General features: G+C 65.6%; 15 protein-coding genes. 6 read left to right on the plus strand and 9 right to left on the minus strand.

Features of this window, described 5'->3' with window-relative positions; genetic code table 11:
• Position 1 precedes the first annotated feature (1 nt).
• Positions 2-634: a 7-carboxy-7-deazaguanine synthase gene (queE, locus tag ACSHT2_RS27905; protein WP_440637873.1), complete on the minus strand. Its 633-nt coding sequence runs from the start codon at positions 632-634 to the stop codon at positions 2-4.
• A gap of 18 nt (positions 635-652) precedes the next feature.
• A complete protein-coding gene (locus ACSHT2_RS27910; protein WP_440637874.1) occupies positions 653-1,111 on the minus strand; it encodes a tRNA (cytidine(34)-2'-O)-methyltransferase in 459 nt (152 codons plus the stop codon).
• 277 nt (positions 1,112-1,388) lie between these two features.
• Here ACSHT2_RS27910 and petA point away from each other — a divergent pair, with 277 nt between their 5' ends.
• The 6 genes from petA to ACSHT2_RS27940 all read left to right on the plus strand — a co-directional run bounded on the left by petA (position 1,389) and on the right by ACSHT2_RS27940 (position 8,667).
• A complete protein-coding gene (petA, locus tag ACSHT2_RS27915; RefSeq protein ID WP_319330125.1) occupies positions 1,389-1,919 on the plus strand; it encodes a ubiquinol-cytochrome c reductase iron-sulfur subunit in 531 nt (176 codons plus the stop codon).
• Between the two features lie 62 nt (positions 1,920-1,981).
• Positions 1,982-4,054 (plus strand): cytochrome b/c1, encoded by a 2,073-nt coding sequence (fbcH, locus tag ACSHT2_RS27920; protein WP_440637875.1) that lies wholly within the window; start codon positions 1,982-1,984, stop codon positions 4,052-4,054.
• 186 nt (positions 4,055-4,240) lie between these two features.
• On the plus strand, positions 4,241-4,915 hold the full coding sequence (locus tag ACSHT2_RS27925; RefSeq protein WP_440637876.1) for a dienelactone hydrolase family protein: 675 nt from the start codon (positions 4,241-4,243) through the stop codon (positions 4,913-4,915).
• 58 nt (positions 4,916-4,973) lie between these two features.
• Positions 4,974-5,564, plus strand: coding sequence for a hypothetical protein (locus ACSHT2_RS27930; protein ID WP_440637877.1), 591 nt, complete (start codon positions 4,974-4,976; stop codon positions 5,562-5,564).
• Positions 5,565-5,826: 262 nt separating this feature from the next.
• Positions 5,827-7,992 carry an anthranilate synthase component I gene (locus tag ACSHT2_RS27935; RefSeq protein WP_440637879.1) on the plus strand — a complete coding sequence of 722 codons (2,166 nt, stop codon included), beginning with the start codon at positions 5,827-5,829 and terminating at the stop codon, positions 7,990-7,992.
• A gap of 135 nt (positions 7,993-8,127) precedes the next feature.
• Positions 8,128-8,667 (plus strand): adenine phosphoribosyltransferase, encoded by a 540-nt coding sequence (locus tag ACSHT2_RS27940; RefSeq protein WP_018323310.1) that lies wholly within the window; start codon positions 8,128-8,130, stop codon positions 8,665-8,667.
• Between the two features lie 16 nt (positions 8,668-8,683).
• Here the strand turns inward: ACSHT2_RS27940 and ACSHT2_RS27945 are convergent, their stop codons facing one another.
• From ACSHT2_RS27945 to smc, 7 genes are all read right to left on the minus strand, one after another.
• Positions 8,684-9,016: a GIY-YIG nuclease family protein gene (locus ACSHT2_RS27945; RefSeq protein ID WP_440637880.1), complete on the minus strand. Its 333-nt coding sequence runs from the start codon at positions 9,014-9,016 to the stop codon at positions 8,684-8,686.
• A gap of 257 nt (positions 9,017-9,273) precedes the next feature.
• Positions 9,274-9,942, minus strand: coding sequence for a hypothetical protein (locus ACSHT2_RS27950; RefSeq protein WP_440637881.1), 669 nt, complete (start codon positions 9,940-9,942; stop codon positions 9,274-9,276).
• Positions 9,943-10,002: 60 nt separating this feature from the next.
• Positions 10,003-10,755: a hypothetical protein gene (locus ACSHT2_RS27955; RefSeq protein WP_028179390.1), complete on the minus strand. Its 753-nt coding sequence runs from the start codon at positions 10,753-10,755 to the stop codon at positions 10,003-10,005.
• Between the two features lie 208 nt (positions 10,756-10,963).
• A complete protein-coding gene (locus ACSHT2_RS27960) occupies positions 10,964-12,169 on the minus strand; it encodes a M48 family metallopeptidase (protein WP_440637882.1) in 1,206 nt (401 codons plus the stop codon).
• Between the two features lie 129 nt (positions 12,170-12,298).
• Entirely contained in the window at positions 12,299-12,859 is a 561-nt protein-coding gene (locus ACSHT2_RS27965) for a LemA family protein (protein WP_254145454.1), read from the minus strand.
• A gap of 135 nt (positions 12,860-12,994) precedes the next feature.
• Positions 12,995-13,972, minus strand: coding sequence for a small ribosomal subunit Rsm22 family protein (locus tag ACSHT2_RS27970; protein WP_440637883.1), 978 nt, complete (start codon positions 13,970-13,972; stop codon positions 12,995-12,997).
• Between the two features lie 112 nt (positions 13,973-14,084).
• Positions 14,085-17,549 (minus strand): chromosome segregation protein SMC, encoded by a 3,465-nt coding sequence (gene smc / locus ACSHT2_RS27975; RefSeq protein WP_440637884.1) that lies wholly within the window; start codon positions 17,547-17,549, stop codon positions 14,085-14,087.
• Positions 17,550-17,622 lie beyond the last annotated feature (73 nt).

Consider the following 17,622-nt stretch of genomic DNA (forward strand, 5'->3'; position numbering starts at 1 on the left):
CCTATCTGATGCCGAGCGACTTGTGCGTCTGAATGCTGAGCCGCCATTGCGGATGGCGCAGGCAGTAGTCGATCGCGCGGGCGGTGTTCTGGGCGAGCTCGGGCCCGTCCATCGGCTGGAGCGAGAAGCGCTCGAAGGCGAGATCCTCGAACGTCTCGGGCGTGGCGAGCGCCTGGGGATAGACCAGCTTCAGCTCGTGGCCCTGGCGCAGGACCAGCTCGCTGCCGCCCTTGGGGCTGACGCAGATCCAGTCGAGCCCCTCCGGCGCGGCGATCGTGCCGTTGGTCTCGACGCCGATCTCGAAGCCGCGGGCGTGGAGCGCCTCGATCAGCTCGGCGTCGACCTGCAGCAGCGGCTCGCCGCCGGTCAGCACCACGTAGCGGTTGTCGGTTGAGGCCGTCCATTGCGCGGCAATGGTGTCTGCGAGTTCCGTGGCCGAGGCGTAACGGCCGCCCAGCGTGCCGTCGGTGCCGACGAAATCCGTGTCGCAGAACTTGCAGGTCGCATCCATGCGGTCGGCCTCGCGGCCGCTCCAGAGGTTGCAGCCGGCAAAGCGGCAGAACACGGACGCACGACCGGCATGGGCGCCTTCGCCTTGCAGGGTCAGGAAGATTTCCTTGACCGCGTAACTCAATCGTCTCTCCTCAACCTGTCAGACTTGCGGGTTCCGGATCTGCCGCAGCGCCTCGCCTGCGGCCATCGCCGCGCTCATCGCCACATTGAGCGACCGCAGCCCCGCGTTGATCGGGATCACCAGCCGCGCATCTGCGGCCTCGACCACCGCGTCGGTGACGCCGGCGCTCTCGCGCCCGAATAGCAGGATGTCCGACGTCTGGTAATGAAAATCGCGGTAGTCGGTCGCAGCCTTGGTGGTGAACAGCAGCAGCCGGTAGCCCTGTGCGGCGCGCCAGTCCTCGAATTTCGCCCAGGAGTCATGGCGGGTCAGCCTGACATGGTCGAGGTAATCCATTCCCGCCCGGCGGAACAAGCGGTCGGAGACGGGGAAGCCCGCAGGTTCGATGATATGGGCGGCCATGCCCAGGCAGGCGCAGAGCCTGAGAATCGTGCCGGTGTTCTGAGCGATGTCAGGTTGAAAAAGCGCTATCTGCATGGGCTGCGTCGGGGGTCGATGCGGGCCGGAATGTCTCAATAAAACATCGCCCGCCCGGGAATTCGTGCATGGCACGCTCCCACGCCGTTAGCGGGCTTGCGCTCGCCCGGCAAGGGTGCCAATAGAACGATTCTGGACTGCTGTTTCACCCGTTTAGAGGTGAACAAGCCAAGTTCTGCCGCCGCGGGGGGCCGCGGGCGCCGGCAGCCTTTCCGGGGACCTCTTGGCGCCCCTCGGAGCGGTTCCACCGGCAGCACAAGAAGAAAGGGTTGGAATCGTGACGACAGCGTCTTCGGCGGACCATCCGACACGCCGTGATTTCTTATTCGTTGCAACGGGGGCAGCTGCAGCAGTAGGGGGCGCGGCTGCGCTCTGGCCCTTCATCTCCCAAATGAATCCTGATGCCTCGACCATCGCCGCCGGTGCGCCGATCGAGGTCGATCTCAGCCCGATCGCCGAGGGCCAGGACATCAAGGTGTTCTGGCGCGGCAAGCCGATCTACATCAGCCACCGCACCAAGAAGCAGATCGACGAGGCACGCGCCGTCAACGTGGCGAGCCTGCCCGATCCGGAGACCGACGAAGCCCGGGTCAAGTCCGGCCACGAGCAGTGGCTGGTCGTGATCGGCATCTGCACCCATCTCGGCTGCATCCCGATCGCTCATGAAGGCAATTACGACGGGTTCTTCTGCCCCTGCCATGGTTCGCAGTACGATTCGTCCGGCCGCATCCGCCAGGGGCCCGCGCCCTTGAACCTGCCGGTTCCGCCGTACCAGTTCGTCTCCGACACCAAAATCCAGATCGGCTGAGCCTCGGACTTTCGTCCGAAGCTTCGCGCCGTCTCGTCGTATTATTTCCTCAGGATCGCATCATGAGCGGACCATCCGACTACCAGCCGAGCAATCCGGCCCTGCAATGGATCGAGCGGCGTCTGCCGATCTTTGGTCTCATGCACTCGTCTTTCGTTGCCTATCCCACCCCGCGCAACCTGAACTACTGGTGGACCTTCGGTGCCATCCTCTCCTTCATGCTGGGGATGCAGATCCTGACCGGCGTGATCCTGGCGATGCACTACACGCCAAATGCCGATCTTGCCTTCAAGTCGGTCGAGCTGATCGTCCGCGACGTGAACTACGGCTGGCTGCTGCGCAACATGCACGCGGTCGGTGCCTCGATGTTCTTCGTCGCCGTCTACGTCCACATGTTCCGCGGCCTCTACTACGGGTCGTACAAGGAGCCGCGCGAGGTGTTGTGGATCCTCGGCGTCATCATCTACCTCCTGATGATGGCGACGGGCTTCATGGGCTACGTGCTGCCGTGGGGGCAGATGAGCTTCTGGGGCGCCACCGTCATCACCAACCTGTTCTCCGCCTTTCCCTATGTCGGCGAGAGCATCGTGACGCTGCTGTGGGGTGGCTATTCGGTCGGCAACCCGACGCTGAACCGCTTCTTCTCGCTGCACTATCTCCTGCCCTTCGTGATCGCGGGCGTCGTCGTGCTCCACGTCTGGGCGCTGCACGTCGCCGGTCAGAACAATCCTGACGGCGTCGAGCCGAAAACGGAAAAGGACACGGTGCCGTTCACGCCGCATGCCACCATCAAGGACATGTTCGGCGTCGCCTGTTTCATGCTGCTGTACGCCTGGTTCATCTTCTACATGCCGAACTATCTCGGCGACGCCGACAACTACATTCCGGCGAACCCGGGCGTGACGCCGCCGCACATCGTGCCGGAATGGTATTACCTGCCGTTCTACGCGATCCTGCGATCGATTCCGGACAAGCTCGCGGGCGTCATCGCGATGTTCGGGGCGATCATCATCCTGTGCTTCCTGCCCTGGCTCGATAGCGCCAAGACGAAGTCGTCGAAGTACCGTCCGCTCGCGAAGCAGTTCTTCTGGATCTTCGTCGCGGTCTGCATCCTGCTCGGCTATCTCGGTGCGCAGCCGCCGGAAGGCATCTACGTCGTTGCCGGCCGGGTCCTGACGTTCTGCTACTTCGCCTACTTCCTGATCGTGCTGCCGCTGCTCGCGCGCATCGAGAAGCCGCGGCCGGTGCCGAACTCGATCTCGGATGCAGTCCTGGCCAAGACCGGAAGCAGGTCGACTCCGATGGTCTCGACCGCGATCGTGCTGGCGCTCGCCGGTTCGTTGTTCGCGGGCTCGATCGACAGCGCGAAAGCATCTGAAGGCAGCGACACGCCGCCGGGCAACAAATGGTCGTTCTCGGGCCCTTTCGGTACGTTTGACCGAGGCGCGCTGCAGCGCGGCCTGAAGGTGTACAAGGAAGTCTGCTCCAGCTGCCACGGCCTGTCCTATGTCGCCTTCCGCAACCTCGCCGAGTCCGGCGGGCCCGGCTATTCGGTGGCGCAGGCGTCGGCATTTGCTTCCGAGTACAAGGTCAAGGACGGTCCGAACGATGCGGGTGACATGTTCGAGCGGCCGGGCCGGCCGGCGGACTATTTCCCCTCGCCATTCCCGAACGAGCAGGCTGCGCGTGCGGCGAACGGCGGTGCGGCGCCGCCCGACCTGTCCCTGATTACCAAGGCGCGCTCTTACAAGCGCGGCTTCCCCTGGTTCATTTTCGACGTCTTCACCCAGTACCAGGAGCAGGGGCCTGACTATGTCACCGCGCTGCTCCAGGGGTATGAGGAGAAGGTGCCTGAGGGCGTGACCATCCCGGAGGGCTCCTACTACAACAAGTACTTCCCGGGCCACGCCATCAAGATGCCGAAGCCGCTCAGCGACGGCCAGGTGACCTATGACGACGGCTCGCCGACCACGGTCGCGCAGTACGCCAAGGACGTCACCACGTTCCTGATGTGGACCGCAGAGCCGCACATGGAAGCGCGCAAGAGCCTTGGCTTCCAGGTCTTCGTGTTCCTGATCATCTTCGTGGGCCTGATGTATTTCACCAAGAAGAAGGTCTGGGCCGACTCGCACTGAGCGGCGCGAGGCAAGACGAGAAATGGAGAAGCCCCCGCGAGGGGGCTTTTTTGCTGGCTCCACACTCTCGTCATTCCGGGTTCGCAATCCGTGCGCCCCGGAATGACGAGAGTGTGGATTGCGTCATCCCCTGCCAACGGCCAAAATACCGCCAACCGCTCCCTCAAAAACTCATCGGAGGACACCATGGGAACCGCCATCACCTTCAAGCGACCGGACGGCAAGGACGCCTCGGGCTATCTCGCCAGCGCCGCGCGCGGCAACGCGCCGGGCGTGGTCGTGATCCAGGAATGGTGGGGCCTGTCGGACCAGATCAAGGGCCTGTGCGATCGCTTCGCGCTGGCCGGCTTCGACGCGCTGGCGCCCGATCTCTACAAGGGCAAGGTGGTGCCCTATCACGACACGGAGAGCGCCAACAAGGAGATGAACTCGCTCGACTTCATGGACGCCACCACGCAGACCGTGCGCGGCGCCGCGCAATATCTTGCGCGCAACGGCGCCAAGGTCGGGCTGACCGGTTTCTGTCTCGGCGGCGCCGTGACCATCATCGGCGCGACCAAGATCCCGGAGCTTGCGGCCGGCGTCGTGTTCTACGGCATCCCGCCCGAGCAGGCGGCCAAGCCCGCCGACGTCAAGATCCCGCTCCAGGCCCATTTCGCCAACAAGGACGATTGGTGCACGCCGGAGCTGGTCAATGGCTTCGAAAAGGCCATGAAGGCCGCCGGCAAGTCGCTGGAGCTGTTCCGCTATGACGCCGAGCACGCCTTCGTCAACGAGCAGCGCCAGGCTGTGCACGACCGCGCTGCCGCCGAGCTCGCCTGGGGCAGGGCGACGGAGTTTTTCCGCAAGCACCTGGGATAAGCCGGAGCGATCGATCGGGAGCAGCCGAAGTATGTCGACATCGTCTCTTACGCGCGGCGTGCTCGGCCTGATCGTTCGGTCGATGGCCGGCGTCGCTTGCGCCATCGCGTTGACGACAACTCAGGCCGCAGCACAGCAGGCATTCGTCACGCTGAAAGGCGACCTCAAGAAAGAGGTCTGGTGGCTCATCGCGGACTTCCATCCGTTCACGACCGAGGTCCGTGGCATCCCCGCGAACCAGATCCGCAAGAGCTGGTGCAAGGCGACTGAATTCCGCAAGGACCTGATCCCGAAAGAGCTGCTGTTCGAAGGTGGTGTCGATGTGATGCAGTCGGCCGGCATGTCGTTTGCCGTCGAAGGCCGCTTCGACGGCACGGCGGCAAGGCAGGTCGCGGTGGTCGGCGTCTTTCAGGAATGCGGCGGCCCGAAGGGCCGGTTCATCCTGATCCTCGATCACCCCGCCGACGGAAAGCCAAAGATCCGGTTTGTCAACGCTGTGCGCACGGGCCGTCAGTTCGGCGCGCTTCGGAAAGGGAAGGGTGGCACGCTGGTCGCCTCGGCGTGCATGGAATGCGACGATAGCTCTGTCCTGAAATGGGATCGGAAGAAACGCAAGTTTGACTGGGTGCCTCAGGCCGACGACCTTTAGTCACGCGCGGGCAATCGCCGGCTGGCGGGCGCTTCAGTCCGAACTGGCCGAGGTTCCGGCCCTTGACGCCGCCCGCGTGCCATGGTGAGTATCCGCCCATGAGCACCGCCGTCCGCCCAGCCCGTCTTTGGTGGCGCACCTCCTAACGAGGTGGCCGGTGCGATTTTCCTTTCCCAAATCGTCTGAGGTCGCCAGCACAGCGCGGCGGCCTGATCGTTTGTCCTGTGTGGCGTTCCCTCGGCAAGTCTCGTAAGAGGACCACATGAACAGGACAGTCTTCGCCCTCCCGGCCAGAAGCGACTACGTGACCCGCGCAGGCCTCGCGATCACGCGCGTGGCGGAGCAGTTTACCGGCGGCGCCAACAGGCTCGACGACCTCGTCAGTCTGCTCGACCGCCGCCGCGGCGTGGTGCTGTCCTCGGGCACGACCGTGCCTGGGCGCTATGAGAGCTTCGACCTCGGCTTCTCCGATCCGCCGCTCAAGCTCGAGACTGTGGGCGTCAATTTCAAGCTGGAAGCGCTGAACGAACGCGGGCAGGTGCTGATTGCCTTTCTCGCCGACGTCCTCCGCGAGCCCTGCGTCGTGATCTCCGAGCGCACCGCTTCGCGCCTTGCCGGCCACATCATCCGCGGCGATGCGCCGGTCGAGGAGGACCAGCGCACGCGCCGCGCCAGCGTGATGTCGCTGGTGCGTGACCTCGTCGCCGCCTTCTCGGCCAATGACGACGGGCTACTCGGCCTGTTCGGCGCCTTCGCCTACGACCTCGTGTTCCAGATCGAGGACCTCGTGCAGAAGCGCCCGCGCGAGGCCGACCAGCGCGACATCGTGCTCTATGTGCCCGATCGCCTGCTGGCCTATGACCGCGCCACCGGCCGCGGCGTGGTGCTCACTTACGATTTCGCGTGGAAGGGCAAATCCACCGAGGGCCTGCCGCACGAGACCGCCGACAGCCCGTACTTGAAGACGCCGCGCCAGGGCTTTGCCGATCACGCACCCGGTGAGTATCAGGCGACGGTCGAGACCGCGCGCGCGGCGTTTGCCCGCGGCGATCTGTTCGAAGCCGTGCCGGGGCAGCTTTTCGCCGAGCCCTGCGATCGCTCGCCAGCCGAAGTCTTTCAGCGGCTCTGCGTCATCAACCCGTCGCCCTATGGCGCGCTGATGAATCTCGGCGAGGGGGAGTTTCTGGTCTCGGCTTCGCCGGAAATGTTCGTGCGCTCGGATGGTCGCCGGGTCGAGACCTGCCCGATCTCCGGCACGATCGCGCGCGGCGCCGACGCGATCGGCGATGCCGAGCAGATCCGCCAGCTGTTGAACTCGGAGAAGGACGAGTTCGAGCTCAACATGTGCACCGACGTCGACCGAAACGACAAGGCACGTGTCTGCGTTCCCGGCACCATCAAGGTCCTGGCGCGCCGCCAGATCGAGACCTACTCAAAGCTGTTCCACACCGTCGATCACGTCGAGGGCATGCTGCGCCCCGGCTTCGACGCGCTCGACGCCTTCCTCACCCATGCCTGGGCGGTGACCGTGACAGGCGCGCCAAAGCTCTGGGCGATGCAGTTCGTCGAGGATCACGAGCGCTCGGCGCGGCGCTGGTATGCGGGGGCGATCGGCGCGGTCAACTTCGACGGCAGCATCAACACCGGCCTCACCATCCGCACCATCCGCATGAAAGATGGGCTTGCCGAGGTGCGCGTCGGCGCGACCTGCCTGTTCGATTCCGATCCCGCGGCGGAAGACCGTGAGTGCCAGGTCAAGGCCGCCGCGCTGTTCCAGGCGCTGCGCGGCGATCCGCCAAAGCCGCTGTCGACCTTTGCACCCGATGCCACCGGCTCGGGCAAGCAGGTGCTGCTGATCGACCACGACGACAGCTTCGTGCACATGCTCGCCGACTATTTCCGCCAGGTCGGCGCCAGCGTCACCGTGGTCCGCTATGTGCATGCGCTCGAGATGCTCAAGCAGAAGAGGTGGGATTTGCTGGTGCTATCGCCCGGCCCGGGCAGGCCCGAAGATTTCGGGATCAAGAAGACCATCGATGCGGCGCTGGAGAAGAAGCTGCCGGTGTTCGGCGTCTGCCTCGGCGTGCAGGCGATCGGCGAATATTTCGGCGGCGAGCTCGGCCAGCTCACCCATCCCGCCCACGGCCGGCCCTCGCGGGTGCAGGTGCGCGGTGGTCGCCTGATGCGCAATCTCCCGAACGAGATCGTCATCGGCCGCTATCATTCGCTCTTCGTCGAGCGCGACAGCATGCCGGAGGTGCTGAGCGTCACCGCCAGCACCGAGGACGGCGTCGCCATGGCGCTCGAGCACAAGACCCTGCCGGTGGCCGGCGTGCAATTCCACCCGGAATCGCTGATGTCGCTCGGCGGCGAGGTGGGGCTACGTATTGTTGAAAATGCCTTCCAGCTGCAAGCGGGGGCGAATTGAGTGCATGCTTCATGCTCGTCATTTCGGGGCGATGCGCAGCATCGAACCCGGAATCTCGAGATTCTCTGGTGCGCAATTGCGCACCGGAGTTCGGCTCTTCGAGCCGCCCCGGAATGACAACGAAACGAGAAACGAATGACCTTTGACCACGACATCAAGGCGAGCGTCCGCACCATCCCCGACTATCCCAAGCCGGGGATCATGTTCCGCGACATCACGACCCTGCTCGCGGACGCGCGCGCGTTCCGACGCGCCGTGGACGAGCTCGTCAACCCCTGGGCCGGCAACAAGATCGACAAGGTCGCCGGCATGGAGGCGCGCGGCTTCATCATCGGCGGTGCGGTGGCGCACCAGCTCTCGGCAGGCTTCGTGCCGATCCGCAAGAAGGGCAAGCTGCCGCACACCACCGTGCGCATCGCCTATTCGCTGGAATACGGCATCGACGAGATGGAGATGCATGTCGACGCGATCCAGCCTGGCGAGCGCGTCATCCTGGTCGACGACCTCATCGCCACTGGCGGCACGGCCGAGGGCGCGGTGAAGCTGCTGCGGCAGATCGGGGCGAACGTGGTCGCCGCCTGCTTCATCATCGACCTGCCCGAGCTCGGCGGCGCCGCCAAGCTGCGCGCGATGGACGTGCCGGTGCGCACGCTGATGACGTTCGAGGGACACTGAGAGGCTGCCGCGATCCTTAGATCGCCTCGGCGTTCAGCTCGGCCCGCCAATGCAGCAGGCGCTCCTTCAGGAGCGCGTTCCTGACATAGGCGGTCTCCTCGTCGTCCAGACGCTCGCATTCGCCAAAGGTCAGGCCGGCCTCGCCATGCGCATTCCAGGCAGCCTGGAGGTTGCGGCAGATGTGGCTGCCCTGGCGCAGCGAGAACCAGATGCGGTTCTGAATCGTCTCCAGGTTCGACGCCTGGCCGACCCAGGCCTGCCCCGACGCCGCGCAGCGCACGGCGTAGATGCCGGCAATGGTCTTGCGCTCCTTGTAGGCGGCGATTGCTGCTTTCCGGTCGATGCTCACGGGTAGCAAGCCTTGCTAAGGGGATATCGATGCCCGCCTCAATAAGCCGGCTCCAGCTCGCCGTCAATATTATCCGGGTAAAATTATTGTACCTCAGTGTGGCGGAGTGAGGGCGGCCTTGCTTCCCCCGTCATTCCAGGGCGCGCATCAGCGCGAACCCGGACGCCATTGCGGGGTCGCCTCTGTGGCTCGATGAATTCAGGTGCGCAAGTGGGCACCATGGCTCGCGACTTCGTCGCGCCCCGGAATGACATCTCTCAGGACCGCTGCAGGATCAGGCTGAGTTCGAGTTCCCGAAAGGCGATGTAATTCCGCCGGGTCCACTGATGCAGCTCGGTCGAGGAGTCCTTTTCCTGGCGCAGATAGCCGGTGAAGGAGAAGCTCAGCCGGTCGATATAGGTCTTGAGGAAGCCGGGTAGCGCGGGCAGGCGGAACAGCCGGCCGCCTGCCATCGCGGACGGCAGTTCGCCGCGCATGACATATTCGTTGTCCACCGTGATCAGGTTCATGCGCGGAATCTGACCGCGCAGCATCTCATGGGCGCGGGCCGAGACGCGGTCGGTGTCGGCGACGAACAGGATCTGCGGTGCGACATGGCGACGTGCCGCCTCCTTCAGGAGGCCGATCTCGTCGGTCATCTTGAAGAACTCGTCGAAGGCGTGGAAGCCAAGGTCGATCACCTTGGCAACGCCGTCATTGAGGATGACGCGGTCCATCAGCTGCATCTTGCCGTAGGTGTCGATCACGTCCGCGGTTTCGGTGACCTTCGGCAGATAGTCGAGCAGCGACGGCTCCTTCAGGTTGACGTCGAAGGCTGCGACGTTGCCGTTCTTGAGCAGCAGGAATTCGCTCAGGAGCCGCGCCAGCAGGGTCTTGCCGACCTGCGGGCGGGGCGAACAGATGATGTAGACAGGTGTCGCGGGCATCGACAGCTATATCAGGCCAACTCACCGCCCAATCCAGCCGTATCCGCCCGGGCACCGCAACTATTTTTCACTGTTGCGGGTCGCTGGCTTCGAACCGACGATGTCGGTCAGCCGGATACGGTCGAACTCGCTCCAGACATTGGCCAGCCAGTGCCGGACATAGCCGCGCAGCACGAAGGAGTAGTTCGCGGCTTCGTCGTTGATGCCCTTGTTGGCGACGAATTTCAGGAACGGGACGGAGGAGACCTCGACCTGCTCATAGGCCATTTCGTTGAGCTTCGGGATGGTCAGCTCGGTCGCGTCCTTGATGCGGTGGAAGTAGGAATTATAGGTCGCCTGGTCCCACTGGAAGAACTGGGTGTCGTTGATGAAGTTCTTCACCAGGAAATATTTCGCGCCGCCCATGAAGCCCGCGGTCTCGGCGATCTCCTCCAGCGAGGCGATCGAGGGGCCCAGGATGTGGAACACGGCAAAGGTGATCTGCCCGGCCTTGGCGGCATCGAGGAAGCCGATGTCGCGCAGCGAAGCCAGGGCCGGCGAGAGCAGGCCGGCGCGGACGTCGATGACGGTCACCGACGGGCTCACTGCATTGAGCGTGTCGAAGATCTTCATCTGGTCCGCCGTCGTCGTCATGTCGACGATCTCGGTGATGTCGGGGTGGAAGCGCTTCAGGGTTCCGCGCGGAGACTCCGTATCGAACGCGCGCGTCGGCACGTTGTTGGCTGAGAAATAATCGAGCAGGGTCCGCGATACCGTGGTCTTGCCGACCCCGCCCTTGTCCGCGCCCACCACAACCACTGCCGGCTTTGCCATTGCTGTCCCCTAACGCGCGCCCCCGATCGCGAGGTCGCAATCGGCCAGGCCCCAAATCGATGTCCCAAAGATGGTCCCAAGTCTGCTGTTGGGCGCGAACATGGCAGAAACAAGGGAGAATTCAATTCCTTGGGCCCCAACTACGGCAATTCCCGAGGTTTTTCCTGATCACTGGGAAACCCGCCGCGTATAGCGGTAAATCACGCCCTCAGTGGCGGCCCCAAGGTCCCATCGGATTGCCCGCCGGGGATCCTGAGGGGCCTGGAGCGGGCACGGGCGGCGGATTGGCTGGGCGGCCTGTGTCGCTCCACGGCCCATGCGGCAGCGGCTGCGCATCCTGCGGGGTGGCCTGCGCCTCCGGTTGTTCCGTCTCGGGCTGATCCGTCGCTTCAGCGGGGTCCGGCAGCGGACCGGGGTCGTGGCCGCCGGCGAACTTGACCAGCGCGTCGACCCGGGACTGCACCGAGGGATGGGTCGCGAACAAATCGGCAAAGCCCTCGCGCGGATTGTCGACGCAGAGCTCCATCACCGCCGAGGTCGCGCCAGGCAGCTCGCCGCGGCCCTCGATCTTGCGCAACGCCGAGATCATCGCGTCAGGATCTTTCGTCAGCTCGACGGAGCCAGCGTCGGCGAGAAATTCGCGCGACCGCGACAATGCGAGCTTCACCACCTGGGACAACAGCCAGGCCACCACGATCAGCACGACCGCGATGATGATGACGATCACCGCCCCTCCGCCGGAGTTCTTGCTGTCGCTCGATGACGAGGAGGAGCCCGACGACCGCGAGCCGCTGGAGCCGGAGCTCCAGTTGAAGTTCGTGAACAGGCGGAAGAACAACTCGCCGAAGAAGCCGACCACGCCGGCGATGATGACGGCGACGACCATGAGCTGCACGTCGCCGTTCTTGATATGGGTCAGCTCGTGGCCCAGCACCGCCTCGATCTCCTTGTCGTTCAGCGCGTCGAGGAGGCCGGTGGTGACGGTGATGGAGTATTGTCGCGGATTGAGGCCGGTCGCGAATGCGTTCAGCGCCGGGCTCTCCATGATCTTCAGCTTCGGCATGGTGATGCCGCGCGAGATGCAGAGGTTTTCCAGCAGATTGTAGAGCCGCGGCTGCTCCTGCCGGGTGACGTCGTGGCCGCCGGTCACGGCGTCGATCATCGACTGGTGGAAGAAATAGGCGATCACGACCCAGAGCGCCGCCGCGATCGTCGCGAACGGCGCGGCTTTGAGCAGGTCGGTGAGGGCGCGGCTCAGATAGTAGGTGACCGTGCCATTGCCGTCGATGACGACCTCGGCAACCAGTGCGCCGGCATAGACCAGCACGTAGACCAGCATGAACAGGCCGGCGAGCAGCAGCATCGAACGAAACTTGTTCGAGGCAATGTGCGTGTAGAGACCATACGCGGCCATGGCGCGTCTTTGTCAAAGTCCGTCGTTCCGGGGCGCGCCGGAGGCGTGAACCCGGAACCTCGAGATTCCGGGTTCGATGCTACGCATCGCCCCGGAATGACGGAGGAAAACGATCGGCATGCGAGGCAATCAGAACTTCACCTGCGGCGTGGCCTCGACCTCGGTACGGCTGGCGCCGAGATCGAAGAAGTCCTTCCTGGTGAAGCCGAACATGCCGGCGAACAGCGCAGCGGGCATCTGCTGGATTCCGGTATTGTACTCCTGCACCGCGTTGTTGAAGAAGCGGCGGCTCGCCGCGATCTTGTTCTCGAGGTCGGAGAGCTCGCTTGCGAGCTGCTGGAAGTTGGCGTTGGCCTTGAGGTCGGGATAAGCCTCCGACAGTGCGATCAGCCGGCCGAGCGCGCCGGAGAGCTGGTTCTCGGCTGCGGAGACCTGCGCCGGGCCCTGCGCCGACATCGCCGAGTTGCGCGCCTTGATGACGTCGTCGAGCGTGCCGCGCTCGTGCGAGGCATAGCCCTTCACCGTCTCGACCAGGTTCGGGATCAGATCGTGACGCTGCTTGAGCTGGACGTCGATGTCGGCAAAGGCCTGGCCGACGCGCTGGCTCAGCGCCACCAGGCGGTTATAGGCGCTGAAGGCGAACAGCACGAGGACGACGATGACGCCGAGAACGATCCAGCCGGTCGACATGGAGAACTCCTGAAGAGGGAAGAAGACGGGCGCCAGGGTAGACCAAATTGGCGCAGGATGAGAGTCCGAGGGGAAAGGTAAGACTTGGTCGGACCGGGAGCCATCCGAGTTCAAGGCGAAAGCCCTCAAACGAGGTTAACTTTCGGCAACAACGGCATCGCCCCAACGCCAGCGCCGGGCACGCGCATAGGCGGTCTTGTCGCGGCGGGGCACCTTCGCAAGTTCAATGCCGCTCTGGGTGCAGAGCCTTGCCGTGATCTCGGCCTTGCCGACATCCGGCGGTGCCAGCACGCGCGCCGCGCGCGTTGCAGGCGGCGTGCGGGTCAGGGCCACGTAGATGAAGCGCTCGTCCTCGAACGGCACCTCGGCACCCTTGATCTGGCGATGCGCCTGCGAGCGCGGCAGGCGCTGGCTGAAATGGCACCAGTCGGGCGGAGTGAGCGGGCAGGGCTTTTCGTGCGGGCAGGGCGCGGCGACAAAAGCGCCGGCCGCAATCAATTGCTGGCGCAGTGCGAGAATGCGGGCGTAGCCGGCGGGCGTGCCGGGCTCGATCACGACCAGCGCGTGGCGCGCCTTCGCCCACATCGCCTCGGTGAGCGCGCGCTGCTCCGTCTCGCTGAGCTCGCCGATGATGTAGCTTGCAACGACGAGATCGGCTGGCGAGACCTCGATGAGGTTACCGCCGGCGTCACCGGGCAGGTAGCGGCACTCCGCGAGCCGCGAGCTGTCACGCGCCAGTTCGAGCGCGAGCCGGCTCAGCGTGGCGTTGGCATCGAGCAGGGTAAAGTCTTGCAGCGACGGAAAGGCTTCGGCAGCGGCCCAGCTCGCGGTGCCCGGGCCTGCACCGACGTCGAGCAGCGTTTCCGGGGCAAGGCTTGGTGCGATCTCGGTCAGCGCGTTCAGGCTTGCGGCGACCGCCGCATAGGTCGCCGGCATGCGCGCAAGCGCGTAGGCGAGGGCATCGGCTTCCGACTTGATCGTGCCGGAGCCGCCGCCTGCGCGATAGGTGGTCGAGATTTTCTGGGAGCGCTGTGCGGCATCGCTGCGCGAGAAGCCCTGAAGCTTGCCGTCGAGGGCCGCTTTCAGCTCGGCGGGGAGGGTGGGGGCGATCATGTTGGCCCACCGTCATTCCGGGGCGCGACGAAGTCGCGAACCCGGAAGCTCGGGATTGTAGCGCGAGATTCCGGGTTCTCGCGTTGCGAGCCCCGGAATGACGCCGGAGCTATCACGCCACGTTCTGATCGAGAATGTCCACCGCCTCGGCCAGACTGACGGACACGAGCTGGGACACGCCGCGCTCGGCCATGGTGACGCCGAACAGGCGGTTCATCCGCGCCATCGTGATCGGGTTGTGCGTGATGATGATGAAACGCGTGTCGGTCGAGCTCGTCATTTCGTGCAGCAGGTTGCAGTACCGTTCGACGTTGTGGTCGTCGAGCGGCGCGTCGACTTCGTCCAGCACGCAGATCGGCGACGGGTTGGTGAGGAACACTGCGAAGATCAGCGCCATCGCGGTCAGCGCCTGCTCGCCGCCCGAGAGCAGCGACAGCGTCTGCGGCTTCTTGCCCGGCGGCTTGGCGATGATTTCCAGACCGGCTTCCAGCGGATCGTCGCTCTCGATCAGGTGCAGCGCGGCCTCGCCGCCGCCGAACAGCTCGACGAACAGGCGTTTGAAGTGGTTGTTGACGACCTCGAACGAGGTCAGGAGCCGCTCGCGCGCCTCCTTGTTGAGGCTCTGGATGCCCTGACGCAGCCGCTTGATGGCCTCGACCAGGTCGTCGCGCTCGGTGACGAGGCTGGTGTGCTGGGTGTCGACCTCGCGCAGCTCTTCCTCGGCGCGCAGGTTGACTGCGCCGAGGCGCTCGCGGTCGCGGCGCATCTTTTCGAGGTCTTCCTCGATGTCGTGCAGCGGCGGCAGCTCGGCGCCTGGCTCGATCTCGGCGAGGCCGGCGACCGCCTGCGGCTCGACCTCGAGCATGTCGCGGATCTCGCGCTCGACATCCTCGAGCCGGCGGCGCGCGCCTTCCATGCGCTCCTCGGCGCGGGCAGTGGTCTCGCGGGCGCTGGACAGCGCCTCGAGCGTCAGCTTGGCGACGCGATCGGTCTCCGCCATCGCGCTTTCCGCGGTGGCGAGCGCGTCGGCGGCCATGCGGCGGTCGTTCTCGGCGTACTCGATCTCGGTGATCAGCGCGCTGCGCTTCTCCGCGAACACGGCCGGTGCGTTTTCGAGCTCGCTGCGCTCGACCGTGAGCTCGGCGATACGGGCCTGGATGGTGTCGATGTGGGAGGCCGCGCTCTCCTTGCGATTCTGCCACTCGGTGCGCTCGGCGAGGATCGCCTGCACGCGGCGGTCGGCGAGCTCGGCTTCGCGCGCCAGCGCCTGTGCCTCGGCGCGGACCTGGGCGGCCATGCGGCGATGGCCTTCGATGTCGCTGCGGACGGCGGCGAGACGCGTTTCGGTGTCCTCGCTCGACGGCAGCTCGGAGATGCCGGCTGCGGCGTTTTCATACGCGGCTTCGGCCTCGGCGCGGTCGGCGGCGAGACGGCTGTGCGCTTCCGACAGCGTCGCCTTGCGCGCAGCGTGGCGGCCGATCTCGCGCTCGGCGGTGGCATGGCGCTCACGCGCGACGTTGAGCTCGCGCTGCGCGGCGCGCCAGGCTTCGCGCGACGCGCCTTCCGTGCTGGACGCCATCTGCAGCTCGGCCTCGGCGTTCTCCAGCGCCTGGCGCTTGATCTGCGCGTCGATGCGGGCCTGCTCCAGCTCGTTCTCGATGTCGACGAGGCGGGCGCGCTCGGCAAGGCGGCGTGCGGCGCCGGTCGGGGCGTGGGCGGCGGCAACGAAGCCGTCCCAGCGCCAGACGTCGCCCTCGGGCGAGACCAGTCGCTGGCCGGTTTTGAGCTGCGACACGAGCTCCGCGCCGCGCTCGCGCGGTACCACGCCGATCTGCGCCAGGCGGCGCGCCAGCTCGGCCGGCGCCTGCACGTGATCGGCGAGCGGCACGACGCCTTCGGGCAGCGCCGGATCGCCTTCGGTGTGTCCGACATTGGTCCAGCGCATCGGCGCCGACGGGTCGATCGGCGCATCGAGGTCGTCGCCGAGCGCGGCGCCGATCGCCTTTTCAAAGCCCTTGTCGACGGTGATGCCGTCGATGATCGGCGGCCACAGATTCTTGGTCTCGCCATTGACGATCTTGGAGATCGTGCGCGCCTCGGTTTCGAGCCTCTGCACGCGCTTGTCGGCCTCGACCAGCGGCGAGCGGGAGGATTCCAGCGTCTGACGCGCCGCGACATGGGCCGCTTCGCTCGCCTGTGCCGCGGCTTCCGAGGCGGCCAGCGTCTGCTCCGCGGTCTCGACCACAGCGGTCAGCTCGTCCAGATCGCCGAAGCCGCCGGTCTCCTGCGCAAGCTTCTGCTCTTCGGCCGCCACATTCGCGATTTCCTGGTCGAGCCGGGCGAGCTTGTCGCGGTGAGTGCGGACGTTGGCCTCGAGCTGGTTGCGCTTGGCGGTGAGGTCGGCGAGCGCGGTGGTGAGCTCGGCGAATTTCTGCTCGGTTTCGGTCAGCACCGCCTCGGCTTCGGCGACGCGTTCGTCGACGCCGGAGCGCTTCTCGACGCGCGACTTGATCTCTTCCTTCAGCTCGGCGTCTTCTGCGTCGAGCCGCTGGAGGGCGACGTCGGCGTCCATGGTCTGCTGCTGGGCGCGGGAGATGTCGCCTTCGAACTGCGCGAGGCGCCGCTCGAGCTCGGCGACGCGCTCCTTGGCGCGCTCTTCCTCGCGGTCGAGCAGCTCGCGGGCATTGGTCAGGCGCTGGAGCCCGGCTGCGGCGCGTGCCTCGGCATCGCGCAGCGCCGGCATTTCGGCGGCGCGGATGGCCTGGATGCGGGCGGCTTCGGCCTGGTGCTGGGTGCGCTCGGCCATTTCGCGCACCGCGAGATCGTGGGTCTGCCCGGATTCGTTGACGTCGGCATGCGCGCCGATCCAGCGCAGATGGTACAGCGTGGCTTCGGCCTTGCGGACTTTGGCGGCGACCTCGCGATAGCGCACCGCCTGGCGGGCCTGCTTCTTCAGGCCTTCCATCTGGCCCGCGAGCTGGCCGATCACGTCCTCGACGCGGGTGAGGTTGGTTTCGGCCGCCTTCAGCCGCAGCTCGGCCTCATGGCGGCGGGCATGCAGGCCGGCGACGCCGGCGGCGTCTTCCAGCACGCGGCGGCGCTGTTCCGGCTTGGCCTGGATGATCTCGCCGATCTTGCCCTGGTGGACGAGAGCCGGCGAGCGCGCGCCGGTGGCGGCGTCCGCGAACAGGATCTGTACGTCGCGGGCGCGCACGTCGCGGCCGTTGATGCGATAGACCGAGCCGGCCTCGCGCTCGATGCGGCGGGAGACTTCCAGAAGCTGGCTGTCGTTCATCGCCGCCGGCGCGGTGCGATCGGCATTGTCGATCGTCATCGTCACTTCGGCGTGGTTGCGTGCCGGACGGTTGCCGGAGCCGGCAAAGATCACCGCGTCCATGTCGGCGGCGCGCAGCGATTTGTACGAGGTTTCGCCCATCGCCCAGCGCAGCGCTTCGACGAGATTCGACTTGCCGCAACCGTTGGGACCGACCACGCCGGTCAGGCCGGGCTCGATGACGAAGTCCGTGGGCTCAACGAAGGACTTGAAGCCGTGAAGGCGCAGGCGGGTGATTTTCATAAACACGCATCTCTGTTGGCAGGCGCGAATCTCCCTGCCGGGACAATACCATGGAAGGCAATGTCGCTGTCTG

It is taken from the genome of Bradyrhizobium sp. PUT101, from assembly GCF_052043945.1.
In the GTDB taxonomy this organism is placed as follows: domain Bacteria; phylum Pseudomonadota; class Alphaproteobacteria; order Rhizobiales; family Xanthobacteraceae; genus Bradyrhizobium.